Source organism: Pseudomonas sp. IT-P44, from assembly GCF_949768225.1.
In the GTDB taxonomy this organism is placed as follows: Bacteria; Pseudomonadota; Gammaproteobacteria; order Pseudomonadales; family Pseudomonadaceae; genus Aquipseudomonas; species Aquipseudomonas migulae.
On sequence record NZ_CATKQM010000068.1, the window covers coordinates 228,146 to 243,749 of the forward strand.

General features: G+C 61.1%; 13 protein-coding genes. 6 read left to right on the plus strand and 7 right to left on the minus strand.

Annotated elements, in window-relative coordinates; all coding sequences use genetic code 11:
- Positions 1 to 2: 2 nt before the first annotated feature.
- Genes ACM6IO_RS26515 through ACM6IO_RS26530 form a run of 4 tightly spaced genes read right to left on the minus strand, consistent with a single transcriptional unit; the run spans position 3 to position 2,777 of the window.
- On the minus strand, positions 3 to 530 hold the full coding sequence (locus ACM6IO_RS26515; protein WP_008025197.1) for a pilus assembly protein PilP: 528 nt from the start codon (positions 528 to 530) through the stop codon (positions 3 to 5).
- On the minus strand, positions 527 to 1,150 hold the full coding sequence (gene pilO, locus ACM6IO_RS26520) for a type 4a pilus biogenesis protein PilO (RefSeq protein WP_008041857.1): 624 nt from the start codon (positions 1,148 to 1,150) through the stop codon (positions 527 to 529). Before pilO ends, ACM6IO_RS26515 begins: the two co-directional genes overlap by 4 nt.
- Positions 1,147 to 1,713: a PilN domain-containing protein gene (locus tag ACM6IO_RS26525; protein WP_008041859.1), complete on the minus strand. Its 567-nt coding sequence runs from the start codon at positions 1,711 to 1,713 to the stop codon at positions 1,147 to 1,149. Before ACM6IO_RS26525 ends, pilO begins: the two co-directional genes overlap by 4 nt.
- On the minus strand, positions 1,713 to 2,777 hold the full coding sequence (locus tag ACM6IO_RS26530; RefSeq protein ID WP_008041861.1) for a pilus assembly protein PilM: 1,065 nt from the start codon (positions 2,775 to 2,777) through the stop codon (positions 1,713 to 1,715). The genes ACM6IO_RS26525 and ACM6IO_RS26530 overlap by 1 nt, the downstream gene beginning before the upstream one ends.
- A 218-nt stretch (positions 2,778 to 2,995) precedes the next feature.
- Here ACM6IO_RS26530 and ACM6IO_RS26535 point away from each other — a divergent pair, with 218 nt between their 5' ends.
- Entirely contained in the window at positions 2,996 to 5,431 is a 2,436-nt protein-coding gene (locus tag ACM6IO_RS26535) for a penicillin-binding protein 1A (protein WP_414912527.1), read from the plus strand.
- Between the two features lie 279 nt (positions 5,432 to 5,710).
- Here ACM6IO_RS26535 and ACM6IO_RS26540 read toward each other — a convergent pair whose 3' ends face one another.
- The 3 genes from ACM6IO_RS26540 to rpmE all read right to left on the minus strand — a co-directional run bounded on the left by ACM6IO_RS26540 (position 5,711) and on the right by rpmE (position 8,205).
- The gene (locus tag ACM6IO_RS26540; RefSeq protein WP_008025204.1) at positions 5,711 to 6,979 is read right to left on the minus strand and encodes a malic enzyme-like NAD(P)-binding protein; all 1,269 of its coding nucleotides are present in this window, start codon (positions 6,977 to 6,979) and stop codon (positions 5,711 to 5,713) included.
- Positions 6,980 to 7,162: 183 nt separating this feature from the next.
- Complete coding sequence (locus ACM6IO_RS26545) at positions 7,163 to 7,975, minus strand: thermonuclease family protein (protein WP_192226852.1); 813 nt, start codon at positions 7,973 to 7,975, stop codon at positions 7,163 to 7,165.
- Positions 7,976 to 7,986: 11 nt separating this feature from the next.
- Positions 7,987 to 8,205: a 50S ribosomal protein L31 gene (gene rpmE / locus ACM6IO_RS26550; RefSeq protein ID WP_008025207.1), complete on the minus strand. Its 219-nt coding sequence runs from the start codon at positions 8,203 to 8,205 to the stop codon at positions 7,987 to 7,989.
- Positions 8,206 to 8,488: 283 nt separating this feature from the next.
- Here rpmE and ACM6IO_RS26555 point away from each other — a divergent pair, with 283 nt between their 5' ends.
- The 5 genes from ACM6IO_RS26555 (at position 8,489) to hslU (ending at position 15,600) form a co-directional block, all read left to right on the plus strand.
- On the plus strand, positions 8,489 to 10,708 hold the full coding sequence (locus ACM6IO_RS26555) for a primosomal protein N' (protein ID WP_008025209.1): 2,220 nt from the start codon (positions 8,489 to 8,491) through the stop codon (positions 10,706 to 10,708).
- Between the two features lie 235 nt (positions 10,709 to 10,943).
- Entirely contained in the window at positions 10,944 to 12,680 is a 1,737-nt protein-coding gene (gene argS / locus ACM6IO_RS26560) for an arginine--tRNA ligase (RefSeq protein WP_192226850.1), read from the plus strand.
- A gap of 1 nt (position 12,681) precedes the next feature.
- On the plus strand, positions 12,682 to 13,380 hold the full coding sequence (locus ACM6IO_RS26565; protein WP_008025212.1) for an SPOR domain-containing protein: 699 nt from the start codon (positions 12,682 to 12,684) through the stop codon (positions 13,378 to 13,380).
- Between the two features lie 288 nt (positions 13,381 to 13,668).
- On the plus strand, positions 13,669 to 14,208 hold the full coding sequence (hslV, locus tag ACM6IO_RS26570; protein ID WP_008025213.1) for an ATP-dependent protease subunit HslV: 540 nt from the start codon (positions 13,669 to 13,671) through the stop codon (positions 14,206 to 14,208).
- Between the two features lie 54 nt (positions 14,209 to 14,262).
- Positions 14,263 to 15,600, plus strand: a complete 1,338-nt coding sequence (hslU, locus tag ACM6IO_RS26575; protein ID WP_008025214.1) for an ATP-dependent protease ATPase subunit HslU — start codon at positions 14,263 to 14,265, stop codon at positions 15,598 to 15,600.
- Positions 15,601 to 15,604 lie beyond the last annotated feature (4 nt).

Here is a 15,604-nt window from a genome sequence, read left to right on the forward strand (position 1 = left end):
CACTATGAGTGCTCTTTCAAAGGGATAGTCCGTGGCCGCTCCAGCCAGGCGCCTTCGCCGTCAGGAACGATTTCGACCACATCGACTTGCGAGCCGCTGATGGCGACGATCCGGCCATCGTTGCGCCCCAGGTAATCGCCGACTTTCAGCCGATGCACACCGCCCGCCCCGCGCAACAGCGCAAAGGAGCCCGCCGCATTGGAGATCGTGCCGACCATTTCAAACTGCTCGATGTTGAAACCTTCGAGGTACTGCTTGACCCGGCTGGGGTCTGGTTTGACATTGCGTGCGCCATGTTTTTGGCCCGCCAGATCAACTCTGAGCTGCCGGGAAAACGGGCTTCGCAAGTTAGCCGCGCTGTAGGTGAACGTTGGGTAAGACCGGAATGTCGGCGTTGGTTCAATCCTGCCGGGCGCACGCAGACGCATTTCGTTCATGTAAGCGTCGAGATCACTGAAGTCATTGCTGCCATCACAACCGGCCAGGGCGGCCAACATCCCGATCATCGGAAAAATACGAACCGGGCTCATTTTTGCAGCCCCTTGTCGTTGTAGCGGTAAGTCTTGGCGAGGATGCTCATGCGCAATTTAGCGCCGCCTTCGGGGTTGGCCGGGGCAAGGTCGAAATCATGCAGGGTGACGATCCGTGGCAGCCCCGCCACGCCACTGACGAACGTGGCGAGGTCATGATAGGCACCAGTGACGGTGATCTGGATCGGCAGTTCGATGTAGAAAGGCTGGGTCACCTCTGGCAGCAGTTTGATCTCTTCAAACTCCAGCCCGCTTCCGAGGCCGGTACGGGTAATGTCCTCCAGCAGACCGGGCACTTCGGTGTCGCTGGGCAATTGCCGCAGGAGTACGCCGAAGGAGTTCTCCATTTCCTTCATCTGCTGGGTGTACAGCTCAAGATTCGCCGCCATGTGGGCCTTGGTGGCGAATTGCTCCTTGAGGGTCGACTCTTCCTCGCGCTTGAGTTCAAGCTGGCTCTCAAGGTCACTGATGGAAAAGCTGTAGCCCAGCGCCAACACCAGAATCATCAATAGAAGACCCGCCAGCGCTTTGATGGCGGGCGGCCAGGACCCCATGTTGTTGGTGTCCAGATCGTTGATGTCGATCTTGCGCAGCCCTTCGATCCATTCGGCCGGCCTCATTGAACGGCCTCCACGGCAGCAGGCTGGGTCTGGCGCACGGTCAACTGAAAGACGTTGGCCTGATCCAGTTGGCCTGCGGTGGTCGCCTTGACCTCTGTCAGGGTGGGCGCATCGAACCAGTCCGATGCATCCAGATTGCGCATCAAGTCGGAAACACGGTTATTGGATTCTGCCGCGCCGGTGATGGACAGGGTTTTACCTTCCATTTTCACCTCGGTGAAATAGACCCCGTCCGGCAGGGTTCGCGCCAACTGATCGAAGATCCGCCCGCTGATCGGACGATTGCCCTGCAGGTCCTGAATGATGCGCATGCGTTCGACCAGTTGCTGACGCCGGGCCTTGAGGTCGCTGATCTGTTTGATCCGCTCGTCGACCACCGCAATCTGTTTACCGATGTAATCGTTTCGGGCGACCTGTCGGTCGATGGCGCCGTTGATGGCCCGATCCGCGACCAGCACCACTGCCACAGCGCCCACCAGCACGCCGACCAGCGCCAGCAAAAAGCGTTTGCGACGTGCGTCCCGCAGCTCTTCGCGCCAAGGTAAAAGGTTGATCCGCGCCATCAGTCAAAGCTCCTGAGGGCTAACCCACAGGCGATCATCAGCGCCGGCGCATCGCTGGCCAGGGCACCGGCGTTTACCTTGCTGCCCAGGGTCATGTCGGAGAATGGATTGGCCACTTGCGTCGAAGTGCCCAGTCGCTCCTCGATCAATCGGTCCAGCCCCGGAACCGAAGCGGTGCCGCCAGCCAACAGGATATGGTCGACCGAGGTGTACTGGCCGGAAGCGAAGAAAAACTGCAACGAACGCGACACTTGCTGCACCAGCGCATCACGGAAGGGCTGCAACACTTCGCTGACGTAATCGTCCGGCAAACCGCCTTGCTTCTTTGCCAGCCCCGCTTGCTCAACGGTCAGGCCATAACGCCGCTGGATTTCTTCCGTCAGTTGACGACCGCCGAACAACTGTTCGCGGGTGTAGATGATTTTCCCGTTGCGCAGCACGCTCAGGGTGGTCATGGTCGCGCCGATGTCGACCACGGCGACTGTCAGATCTTCGCGAGACGCCGCCAGATGCCCGGTCAGCAGGCCGAAGGAGCGTTCCAGCGCGTAAGCCTCGACATCGACCACGCGCGCCGTCAGGCCGGCCAGTGCGAGCGCCGCTTCACGGACTTCGACGTTTTCCTTGCGACACGCTGCCAGCAGCACACTGACCCGTTCCGGGTTGCGTGCCGATACGCCCTGTACTTCAAAGTCGATGGCGACTTCGTCCAGTGGATAAGGAATGTATTGATCGGCCTCGATCTTCAGCTGGTTTTCCAGCTCGTCGTCGGAAAGACCTGCATCCATTTCGATGGTTTTGGTGATGACGGCGGAACCGGCCACGGCCACCGCCACATTCTTGAGGCTGGTTCTGGCCTTGAGCAGCACGCGTGAAAGGGCCTGACCCACGCCTTCGAGCTCGGCGATATTTTTCTCGACCACCGCGTTGGCGGGTAGCGGTTCTACCGCATAAGCCTCGACCCGATAGCGGTCGCCCTGGCGGCTAAGCTCAAGCAGCTTCACCGACGTGGAGCTGATGTCGATCCCCAAAAGCGTATTGGCTTTTTTATTGAAGAGTCCTAGCACTACCAATTCCCTATGACTATCCGTGTCTTACGGACTCTGTAATGTCCGTTGCGTTCAAACCACCCGTCTTGACAGCAGCGCAAATGACGCTCTCGACGTAAAAATGCTTATAATGCCCAGCGTTTTTTTCCGGTTTTTACTGCAAGCGCGGGTCGTTCCCTGTTTATCTGAACCCTGCTGCCTAATTCATTCTTTGCCCTGGATATCCCAAAGCCTTGATTCGTCTGCTGAAATTCTTCGGTTGGTCCATCGTCGCCGTTTTCTGCGGACTGCTCCTTGGTCTGAGCGGCGCGTTTCTTTACCTTAGTCCGGGATTACCTTCTGTGGAGGCTCTGCGAAGCATCCAGTTGCAGATTCCATTGCGCGTCTACAGCAGCGACAACAAGTTGATCGCAGAGTTTGGCGAAATGCGCCGCACACCGATCCGTTTCGCCGACATTCCCCCCAATTTCATTAATGCGTTACTAAGTGCTGAAGACGACAATTTCGCCAACCACTACGGCGTCGATCCCAGCAGCCTGATGCGTGCCGCCACCCAATTGGTAAAAAGCGGACACATCCAGTCCGGCGGCAGCACCATCACCATGCAGGTGGCGAAGAACTTCTTCCTGACCAGCGAACGCAGCTTCTCGCGCAAGACCACTGAAATCCTCCTGGCCCTGCAGATCGAACGGCAGCTGACCAAGGACGAGATCCTCGAGCTGTACGTCAACAAGATCTATCTGGGCAACCGCGCCTACGGCATCGAGGCCGCGGCGCAGGTTTACTACGGCAAGTCGATTCGTGACGTCAGCCTGGCGCAGATGGCGATGATCGCCGGCCTGCCGAAAGCTCCGTCGCGCTTCAACCCGCTGGCCAATCCGGCTCGCAGCAAGGAACGTCGCGACTGGATCCTTGGCCGCATGTACAAGCTCGGCAAGATCACCGAGAGCGATTACACCGCCGCGATCAACGAGCCGCTGAACGCCAGCTATCACGTGCCGACCCCGGAAGTGAACGCGCCGTACATTGCTGAAATGGCCCGCGCCGAAATGGTCGGCCGCTACGGCAGCGATGCCTACACCGAGGGTTTCCGCGTCACGACCACCGTGCCGAGCAACCTGCAGGAAATGGCCAACACGGCCGTCCACGAAGGCCTGATGACCTACGATCAGCGTCACGGCTATCGCGGTCCCGAGTCGCGCCTGCCGGGCAAGACCCGCGAGGCCTGGATCTCGGAGCTGACCAAGCAACGCACCATCAGCGGCCTTGAGCCGGCCATCGTCACGCAGGTCGAGAAGAACGGCCTGCAAGTGCTGACCCGTACCGGCGACGAACACATCGGCTGGGACAGCATGAAATGGGCGCGGCCGTTCCTGAACACCAACAGCATGGGCGCCAATCCGAAGCAGCCCGCGGATGTGGCTCAGGTCGGTGATCTGATTCGCGTACAGCGTCAGCCGGACAATTCGCTGAAATTCAGCCAGATCCCGCAAGCTCAGGGCGCACTGGTCTCCCTTGATCCGCAGAACGGCGCGATTCGCTCGCTGGTCGGCGGTTTCGCCTTTGAGCAGAGCAACTACAACCGTGCCCTGCAGGCCAAGCGCCAGCCAGGCTCAAGCTTCAAACCGTTCGTGTACAGCGCCGCGCTGGATAACGGCTACACCGCCGCCAGCCTGGTGAACGACGCACCGATCGTGTTCGTCGACGAGTACCTGGACAAGGTCTGGCGTCCGAAGAACGACACCAACACCTTCCTCGGCCCGATCCGCCTGCGTGAAGGGCTGTACAAGTCGCGTAACCTGGTGTCGATCCGCCTGGTGCAGGCGCTGGGCGTCGATCGCACCATCGACTACATCAGCAAGTTCGGCTTCAACAAGCAGGACCTGCCGCGCAACCTGTCGCTGGCCCTGGGCACCGCGACCCTGACGCCAATGGAAATCGCCACCGGCTGGAGCACGTTCGCCAACGGCGGCTTCAAGATCACCCCGTACATCATCGACAAGATCGAAAGCCGCAATGGCGACACGTTGTTCGTCGCCAATCCACCAAGCGTGCCGAAAGGCGATGTGGCCACCGACGGCATCGCCGCGCCGACCGCCGAGGCCTTTACGGTCAACGCGACGCCGGGCGAAGCTCCAGGCCTGCCAACACCTCAGGCGCCGGCCGTGGCCGAACGCATTGTCGATGGTCGCACCACTTACATCCTCAACAGCATGCTCGAGGACGTGATCAAACTCGGCACCGGCCGTCGCGCACTGGCCTTGGGGCGCCCCGACATTGCAGGCAAAACCGGTACGACCAACGAATCGAAGGATGCCTGGTTCTCGGGCTATAACGCCGATTACGTGACCACCGTCTGGACCGGTTTCGACCAGCCGGAAAGCCTGGGCAAACGCGAGTTCGGCGGCACCGTCGCCCTGCCGATCTGGATGAACTACATGGGCGCCGCGCTCAAAGACAAGCCGCCGCACACGCAACCGGAGCCGGAAGGCATCCTCAGCCTGCGGGTTGACCCGGTCAGCGGCCGGGCAGCCACCCCAGGCACGCCTGGAGCGTACTTCGAGCTGTTCAAGGCCGAAGATACGCCTCCGTCGGTGAATGAGCTGGGCAACGGCAATGCACCGGGCAGCCCGCTGCCAGCGGATGAAGCGGCGCCGATCGATCTGTTCTGATCGCAGCACCACCCGAAAAGCCCCGCCTTCGAGAGAAGTGCGGGGCTTTTTGTTGTCTGCGATTTATGGGTTGTGTTACCCGGCCTCTTCGCGGGCAAGTCGGATCGCCGCACCGCTCGCTCCTACAGGTTTTGTGTTGTACGCAGTATTCGCGACCGGCACAAAACCTAGGAGCGAGGCTCGCCCGCGAAGAGGCCCGCACAGGCAACACACAAACCGCAGGCAATAAAAAACCCCGGCTCACAAGAGCCGGGGCTTCGGTTGAAGCGTTACAACGGCTTAGCCGTTGAACACATCATCCACGCTTTTCAGCGGGTAGTTCTTCGGATACGGCAGAGTTGCCACGCCGGTCTCGATTGCAGCCTTGGCCACGGCATCGGAGATCAGGGTGATCAGACGCTTGTCCATTGGCTTCGGAATGATGTACTCACGACCGAATTCCAGCTTGATGCCGCCGTAGGCGTCGCACACTTCCTGAGGAACCGGCAGTTTGGCCAGTTCACGCAGGGCGTTGGCTGCTGCCACTTTCATTTCTTCGTTGATGCGCTTGGCGCGAACGTCCAGGGCACCACGGAAGATGAACGGGAAGCCCAGTACGTTGTTGACCTGGTTCGGGTAGTCCGAACGGCCGGTCGCCATGATCACGTCGTTACGGGTGGCGTGTGCCAGTTCCGGGGAGATTTCCGGATCCGGGTTCGAGCACGCGAACACGATCGGGTTGGCCGCCATGGACAGCAGGCCTTCAGCGCTCAGCAGGTTCGGACCGGACAGGCCAACGAACACGTCTGCGCCTTGCAGGGCGTCAGCCAGGGTGCGCTTGTCGGTCGCGTGAGCGAAGACAGCCTTGTACTGGTTCAGGTCGTCACGGCCGGAGTGGATCACACCGGTACGGTCAACCATGTAGATGTTTTCGATGTTGGCGCCCATGCTCACCAGCAATTTCATGCAGGAGATGGCGGCCGCACCGGCACCCAGGCAGACGATCTTGGCGTCGGCGAGGGTTTTGCCAGCGATTTCCAGGGCGTTGATCATGCCGGCGGCAGTCACGATTGCGGTGCCGTGCTGGTCATCGTGGAACACCGGGATGTCGCACTGCTCGATCAGAGCGCGCTCGATCTCAAAGCACTCAGGTGCCTTGATGTCTTCCAGGTTGATGCCACCGAAGGTGATGGAGATGCGCTTGACGGTGTCGATGAAGGCTTGCGGGCTTTCGGAGTCGACTTCGATGTCGAAAACGTCGATGCCGGCGAAGCGCTTGAACAGCACGCCTTTACCTTCCATCACTGGCTTGGAAGCCAATGGGCCGAGGTTACCCAGGCCCAGAATCGCGGTGCCATCGGAAATGACTGCAACCAGGTTGCCTTTACCGGTGTATTTGTAGGCCAGTTCAGGATCGCGGGCGATTTCGCGTACTGGTTCGGCTACGCCGGGGCTGTAGGCCAGCGACAGGTCGCGGGCGGTAGCGGTGGCCTTGGTGAGCTCGACACTCAGCTTACCTGGACGAGGATGGGCGTGATATTCGAGAGCGGCAGTTTTCAGATCAGACATGGGGGCATTCCGCTTTTACTGTTGGACAGACTGGTCAGCGAGGATACGCGCCTCGCAAAGTCCCCACAAGACTGACCAGTCACCCCTGTCAAGCGCCCCGCCCTACGACTTTGGGCCAAGAGCCACGGAACACAAGGGATAGACTGTTCACAATCGACAATAAAAATGTCTACAATTTTTTTATCAAGGCGCCGCTTGCAACATCGCCGGATCGGTCAATGGAAGGAGCCAGCGCGCTTGCCCCGCTTGCAATCCGCCACGGCGCGAACGGTCCACGACCCAGCCACGGGCCTCGACCTGCTTGCCTTTCAGGCGCTCCAGCGCCGCACCATCAAATTGCTCCAGCAAATTGGGCGCAACACGCAGTACAAGAGAATCCTGCAACTCGATCCAAACACCGCCGCGATTGCGCTGAACCTTGCTCACACGCCCACTGACCACCGCGAAGCCGGACGTGTTGATCTGCTCCGCTTTCAGTACAGGCGACTGGCGCCACACACCGAGCCCGGCTTGCCGTGCACTGCGTTCCGCTGCTTGCTGACAGGCCACCAGATCGACATTCGGCGCGACCGCCACCTGGAAACCGAGCCCTTCTGCGAGCATCTGCGCTTCGAGGTTGGCGCCATCGGCGCCATAAAGATGCGCAAGGGTACGACCGTAGTGATCCTTGCTCTCTTTACCCGGCAGCACACCGACCCGCCCGCCGCTGGCAGCCACCAATGCTTCCAGGCGCTTGCGCGCCGCCACGGCAAACGGCTCGTCGGAGCGGCCCTGCTTGCCCAGCTCGGGCGTATTCAAGCCGATCATGCGCACGCTGCGGCCATCGCTCAGGCGCAGCGTGTCGCCATCCACCACCCGTTGCACCGCGACTGACGTCAGCCCGCTCGGCACCGGGCAGAAGGCCTGGGCGCCCGAAAGCCAAATCGCGGACACAAAAAAGGCGCCCGCAAGGGACGCCTTTTTTATCAGTCTGGAGAAGCCGGAACGACCTTCCAAAATGATTGGCCTTAGGCCTTTTTCGCGCCGAAAGCACCGAAACGGTCTGCGAAGCGCTGAACGCGGCCGCCAGTGTCCAGAGTCTTTTGCTTACCGGTGTAGAACGGGTGGCATTCGTTGCAAACGTCGATCGCCAGGGCTTTGCCGAAGGTCGAACGGGTTTCGAACTTGTTGCCACAGCTGCAGGTAACAGCGATGGCTGGGTATTCTGGATGGATATCAGCTTTCATGGTGTCTTCCTCAGGCTGCGTGCCGCCACCCAACACTATTGTTGAATACCGCACGTAATTAGGCCGCGGATTCTACCAGACAATCTCAATCACGCAAGCTGTCGCTGAGACCGACCGTCTGCTAGGCTCCCGACCCAAAGCGATGCCCATGTGGGAGCGGGCTTGCTCGCGAAAGCGGTGTGTCAGTCAACGTTTATACCGCCTGCCCCCCCTCTTCGCGAGCAAGCCCGCTCCCACAGGTCATGGTCCTGCTGATTATTCCCGCTGATCGAGATCCCCCCGCGTGCCCGACGCCATTTTGCGCCTCGCCCTGCCTTCGCCCCTGCGCCGCCTGTTCGATTACCGTGCCCCGGCCGGAGTCCTGCGCGCCCAGTTGCAACCGGGCATGCGCCTGCGCGTACCTTTCGGCCGGCGGGAGATGATCGGGATTCTGGTAGAGGTCACCGACACCAGCGAAGTGCCGGCAGAAAAGCTCAAACCGGCCCTGGCCCTGCTCGATGCCACGCCGCCCTTGCCGCCAGCGCTGTTCAAGCTGTGCCTGTGGACCTCTCAGTATTATCAGCACAGCCTCGGCGACACCTTGAGCTGGGCGCTGCCGGTGTTGTTGCGTCAGGGCGAGCTGGCCGAAGCGCGCCAGGAACGTTTCTGGTCCGCCGCGCCTGGCGCCAGCCTCGATGACCCGCGCATCGCCCGGGCACCGCGTCAGCGTGAGGCGTTGGCAACCCTGGCGCAGCATCCTCATGGCGTCGCCCATCAGTTGCTGAGCAAGCTGATGCTGAGCAAGGACAGCCTGGATCTGCTGCTGGCCAAGGATCTGGTGCAAGTGGAGATCCGCAAGCACGCCCCCGGCGCACGCCACGAGCACTGGCTGGCGCAACCGGAATTGCCGCTCAACCCTGAACAACGCGCCGCCTATGAAGCGATTCGCGCCGGGTTCGACAGTTATCACGCGTTCCTGCTGGCCGGGGTCACCGGCAGCGGCAAGACCGAAGTCTATTTGCAGTTGATCCGCGAAACCCTTGAAGCCGGCAAGCAAGCACTGGTGTTGATCCCGGAGATCAACCTCGGCCCGCAAACCCTGGCGCGCTTCGAACAACGGTTCAATGCGCGGATTGCGCTGATCCACTCGGCGGTCAACGATCGCGAGCGCCTCGAAGCCTGGCTCGCCGCGCGCGACGGCGACGCCGACATTATTATCGGCACCCGTTCAGCGCTGTTCACGCCGATGAAAAACCCCGGCTTGATCATCATCGACGAAGAGCACGACGGCTCTTATAAACAGCAGGAAGGCCTGCGCTATCACGCCCGTGACCTGGCATTGGTGCGCGCACGGCAGGAAAACATCCCGATCGTGCTCGGTTCCGCCACGCCTTCGCTGGAAAGCCTGCACAACGCCTACACCGGGCGTTACGGCCTCCTACGCTTGAATGAACGCGCTGGCGGCGCCAAGCAGCCGCGCTTCCTGCGCCTGGATGTGAAAAGTCGCCCGCTCGACAGCGGCATTTCCGGGCCGATGCACCAAGCCATCGGCCAGACACTCGCGGCCGGCCAGCAAGTATTGGTGTTTCTCAACCGTCGAGGTTTCGCCCCGACGCTGTTGTGCCACGACTGCGGCTGGATGTCCGAATGCCAGCGCTGCGATGCGCGAATGACCGTGCACCAGCGCTCCGGCGAACTGCGCTGCCACCATTGCGGCTACGTCGAACGCGTGCCCCGGCACTGCCCGAAGTGCGGCAAAGTGGATTTGCGGCCGGTAGGCGCCGGCACCGAGCGTGCCGAGGAACGCCTGGCCATTCTGTTCCCGGATGTTCCGGTGCTGCGGGTCGACCGCGACAGCACGTCGCGCAAGGACGCGATGAATCAGCTGTTCGCGACCATTCAGAAGGGTCACCCGTGCATTCTGGTGGGCACGCAAATGCTTGCCAAAGGGCATCACTTCCCACGGGTGACGCTGGTGTCGATTCTCGATGCCGACGGCGGATTGTTCTCCGGTGACTTCCGCGCCAGCGAACGCATGGCGCAACTGATCGTGCAGGTCGCCGGTCGCGCAGGCCGGGCTGAAGAGCCGGGCAAAGTGATCATCCAGACCCATCTGGCGGACCATCCGCTGCTGGTGCAACTGACTGAACAAGGCTACTTCGCGTTCGCCGAACAGGCGCTGAGCGAACGACGCTCCGCCGGTTTGCCGCCGTTTGCGCATTTGGCGCTGCTGCGGGCCGAAGCACACAAACCGGGGCAGGCGGAAGGGTTTCTCGACGAGGCGTGCAGCGAGGCCGAGCGTTTGCTGGCCGAACAGAATCTGACCGGCATCGAATTGCTCGGGCCGGTGCCTGCACCGATGGAACGTCGGGCCGGGCGTTATCGCGCGCAGTTATTGTTGCAGGCAACGGCCCGGGCGCCGCTGCACCGATTGCTGGCCAGTTGGTTGCTGGTGCTGGAGCAGATGCCGAGCGGGCGGGCGGTGCGCTGGTCTTTGGATGTCGACCCGGTCGATTTGTATTGATTTCAATATTGCCTTCGCGGGCAAGCCTCGCTCCTACGGGTTTGTGTCGTTCACAATATTGGCAAACGACTCGACCCTGTAGGAGCGAGGCTTGCCCGCGAAGGGGTCCTATTTATCACCACATATCCACAACCTGCCCGCTATAGTTGGCAAGCCCGCCTTCGCAACGGATAATGCCCAGTTTTTCCACCAGCGCATCGAAGCGCCGCCGCGCTTGCGGTCGAAAGAGAAGACCATGAAAGACACCATTCGCCAGTTGATCCAACAAGCCATCACCCAACTCGTCAACGAAGGTGTGTTGCCTGAAGGCCTGACGCCGGCGATCCAGGTGGAAAACTCCCGAGACAAGAAAAACGGCGACTTCGCCAGCAACATCGCCATGATGCTGGCCAAGCCGGCCGGCATGAAGCCGCGCGATCTGGCCGAGAAAATCATCGCTGCGCTGCCGGCTGACGAAAACATCACCAAGACCGAAATCGCCGGTCCTGGCTTCCTGAATTTCTTCCAGAACACCGACGCCCTGGCCACCCGCCTCGACGCCGCACTGGCCGACGAGCACATCGGCGTGCGCAAGGCCGGCCCGGCGCAACGCACCGTGGTCGACCTGTCGGCACCGAACCTCGCCAAAGAGATGCACGTCGGCCACTTGCGCTCGACCATCATCGGCGACGGCGTGGCTCGCGTTCTGGAGTTCCTCGGCGACGAAGTGATCCGTCAGAACCACGTGGGCGACTGGGGCACCCAGTTCGGCATGTTGATGGCGTACCTGCAAGAAAACCCGATCACCAGCGACGAGCTGTCGGACCTGGAAAACTTCTACCGCGCCGCCAAGGGCCGTTTTGACGAATCCGAAGAGTTCGCCGACCGCGCCCGTGGCCTGGTGGTCAAGCTGCAAGCCGGCGACCCGGATTGCCTGGCACTGTGGACCAAGTTCAAGGACATCTCGCTGTCGCATTGCCAGAAAATCTACGAACTGCTGAACGTCAAACTGACCATGGCCGACGTGATGGGCGAAAGCGCCTACAACGACGACCTGATCAATGTGGTCAACGACCTCAAGGCCGCTGGCATGCTGGTCGAGAGCAACGGCGCGCAGTGCGTGTTCCTCGACGAGTTCAAGAACGCTGACGGCGACCCGCTGCCGGTGATCATCGTCAAGGCGGATGGCGGCTACCTCTACGCCACCACCGACCTGGCGGCAGTGCGTTATCGCAGTGGCAAGCTGAAGGCTGATCGCGCGCTGTACTTTGTCGACCAGCGCCAGGCGCTGCACTTCCAGCAAGTGTTCGCCGTCGCCCGCAAGGCCGGCTTCGTGACGCACCCGATGGAAATGGAACACATGGGCTTCGGCACCATGAACGGCGCCGATGGCCGTCCGTTCAAGACCCGCGATGGCGGCACCGTGAAGCTGATCGACCTGCTGACCGAAGCCCAGGAACGCGCCTACAACCTGGTCAAAGAGAAAAACCCGGAGCTGGCCGAAGACGAGCTGCGCAACATCGCCAAGGTCGTGGGCATCGGCGCGGTCAAATACGCTGACCTGTCCAAGCACCGGACCAGCGACTACAGCTTCAACTTCGACCTGATGCTGAACTTCGAAGGCAACACCGCACCGTACCTGCTGTACGCCTACACCCGCGTGGCGGGCGTGTTCCGCAAGCTCGGCAAGGACTTCAGCGAAGTCGAAGGCCAGATCGTCCTGGAAGCCGCGCATGAACATGAGCTGGCAGCCAAACTCGCGCAATTCGGCGAAATCCTGAACAACGTGTCCGAGAAAGGTACGCCGCACATCCTCTGCACCTACCTGTACGACGTTGCCGGCCTGTTCTCCAGCTTCTACGAGAACTGCCCGATCCTCAGTGCTGAAACCCCGGCGCAAATGCAAAGCCGCCTGCGTCTTGCCGCGCTGACCGGTCGCACTCTCAAGCAAGGCCTGGAACTCTTGGGTCTGGAAACTCTGGAGCGTATGTAAGTTGGCTGCCAAGAAAAAACCTGCACCCAAGCGTGGCGCCAGCCGTTACCAAGCTCCTGCAAAGCAACCGATCCCGGGTTGGTTGTGGATGGCCATCGGCCTGACGGTCGGCGCGTTCATTGTGTTCCTGATGAAGCTGGAACCGGGCAAGGGCAGCGACAGCGTCAAGCGCGAGAAGATCGAGCAGCAGAAGGCCACCAAGGTCGCCGAGGCCAACAAGACCCCGCCGAGCCCGACGCAACCGGTGAAGCCGAAGTACGACTTCTACACCTTGCTGCCGGAATCGGAAGTCATCGTGCCGCCGGACGCCGTGCCGGAGAAAACACCGCCGACGCCGGCTGTACCGACCACGCCGGTAACCCCGGCGGAAGCGGCGAAGATCGACACGGCGCGGGCTCAGGCGGCATTGGCTGGCATCACCCCGCCGCCACCGCCACCCGTGGCCAAGGCGGCACCGGTGACCAAGTTCTTCCTGCAGGCCGGTTCGTTCCGCAAGGAGGCTGATGCAGACAAGGTGCGCGCGCAGATCATCCTGCTCGGTCAGGCGGTGTCGGTTGAGTCCGGCACGGTGAAGGACGAGACCTGGTATCGGGTGTTGGTCGGGCCGTTCAGCAACCGCGAACAGCTGACCACCGCGCAGAAACAACTGTCCGGCGCCGGGTTCAGCAACCTGTTGTTACAACAACGCCAGAACCGCTGATACCGTCCGCAAGACCGCGTTATCGTTCTTCGCGGGCAAGCCTCGCTCCTACAGGTAACGGGGCGTTTGCGATATTGCGAACGCCGTCAAATGCACCGTTCGCCGTATTTGTGAACGGTGCATTACCTGTAGGAGCGAGGCTTGCCCGCGAAGGCGTCAAACCAGACAACACACCTCCCCCGCGCAACACCGCTCGTCCCCTCTCCCGCCCCGCAGTTGAAAAACGCTCCACCACCCCCATATGAGTTGGCATAAGGCATTTTCGCCCCGCTGCGTGGAGACTCTCCCTTGACCACCATCGTTTCAGTTCGCCGCCACGGCAAAGTCGTCATGGGCGGCGACGGCCAGGTTTCTCTCGGCAATACCGTGATGAAAGGCAACGCGAAGAAAGTTCGTCGCCTCTACCACGGCGAAGTCCTCGCCGGTTTTGCTGGCGCCACGGCTGACGCCTTTACCCTTTTCGAACGCTTCGAAGGTCAACTGGAGAAACACCAGGGCCATCTGGTTCGCGCCGCCGTCGAACTCGCCAAAGAATGGCGCACCGACCGCACCCTCAGCCGCCTCGAAGCCATGCTCGCGGTCGCCAACAAAGACGCGTCCCTGATCATCACCGGCAACGGCGACGTTGTTGAGCCTGAACAAGGCCTGATCGCCATGGGTTCCGGCGGCGCCTACGCCCAGGCCGCCGCCAGTGCGCTGCTGAAGAAAACCGACCTGTCAGCCCGGGAAATCGTCGAAACCGCCCTCGGCATTGCCGGCGACATCTGTGTATTCACCAACCACACCCAGACCATTGAGGAGCAGGACTGCGCCAAAGGCGACGAGTAAGTCTGTTTCGGCCCCACGCCACGACTCATCTTGTTTAAGGTCCGTCAAAATATTATGTCCATGACTCCCCGTGAAATCGTCCACGAACTCAACCGCCATATCATCGGCCAGGACGATGCCAAACGCGCCGTCGCCATCGCGCTGCGTAACCGCTGGCGCCGGATGCAACTGCCGGAAGAGCTGCGCGTTGAAGTAACGCCGAAGAACATCCTGATGATCGGTCCGACCGGTGTCGGCAAAACCGAGATCGCCCGTCGCCTGGCCAAACTGGCCAACGCTCCGTTCATCAAAGTCGAAGCGACCAAGTTCACCGAAGTCGGCTACGTCGGCCGCGATGTCGAGTCGATCATTCGCGACCTGGCCGATGCTGCCATCAAGCTGCTGCGCGAACAGGAAATGACCAAGGTTCGCCACCGCGCCGAAGACGCCGCCGAAGAGCGCATCCTCGACGCCCTGCTGCCACCGGCGCGCATGGGCTTCAACAACGATGACGCCCCGTCGGCCGACTCCAACACCCGCCAGCTGTTCCGCAAGCGCCTGCGCGAAGGCCAGCTGGATGACAAGGAGATCGAAATCGAAGTCGCCGAAGTGTCCGGCGTCGATATCTCCGCGCCACCGGGCATGGAAGAAATGACCAACCAGTTGCAGAGCCTGTTCGCCAATATGGGCAAGGGCAAACGCAAGAGCCGCAAGCTCAAGGTCAAGGAAGCGCTGAAACTGGTCCGCGACGAAGAAGCCAGCCGCCTGGTCAACGATGAAGAGTTGAAGGCCAAGGCGCTGGAAGCGGTCGAGCAGCACGGCATCGTGTTCATCGACGAAATCGACAAGGTTGCCAAGCGCGGTAACTCCGGTGGCGTCGACGTGTCCCGTGAAGGCGTGCAACGCGACTTGCTGCCGCTGATCGAAGGCTGCACCGTCAACACCAAACTGGGCATGGTCAAGACCGACCACATCCTGTTCATCGCTTCCGGTGCGTTCCACTTGAGCAAGCCGAGCGATCTGGTGCCTGAGCTGCAAGGCCGCCTGCCGATTCGTGTCGAGCTGAAGGCGCTGACGCCGGAAGACTTCGAACGCATCCTCAGCGAACCGCACGCCTCGCTCACCGAGCAATATTGCGCACTGCTGAAAACCGAAGGCCTGGCCATCGAGTTCCAGCCGGATGGCATCAAGCGCATCGCCGAGATCGCCTGGCAGGTCAACGAGAAAACCGAGAACATCGGTGCCCGTCGCCTGCACACGCTGCTTGAGCGCCTGCTCGAAGAGGTGTCGTTCAGCGCCGGCGACCTGGCCAGCGCTCACGATGACAAGGTGATCCTGATCGACGCCGACTACGTCAACAACCACCTCGGCGAATTGGCGCAGAACGAAGACCTGTCCCGTTATATCCTGTAGGTAT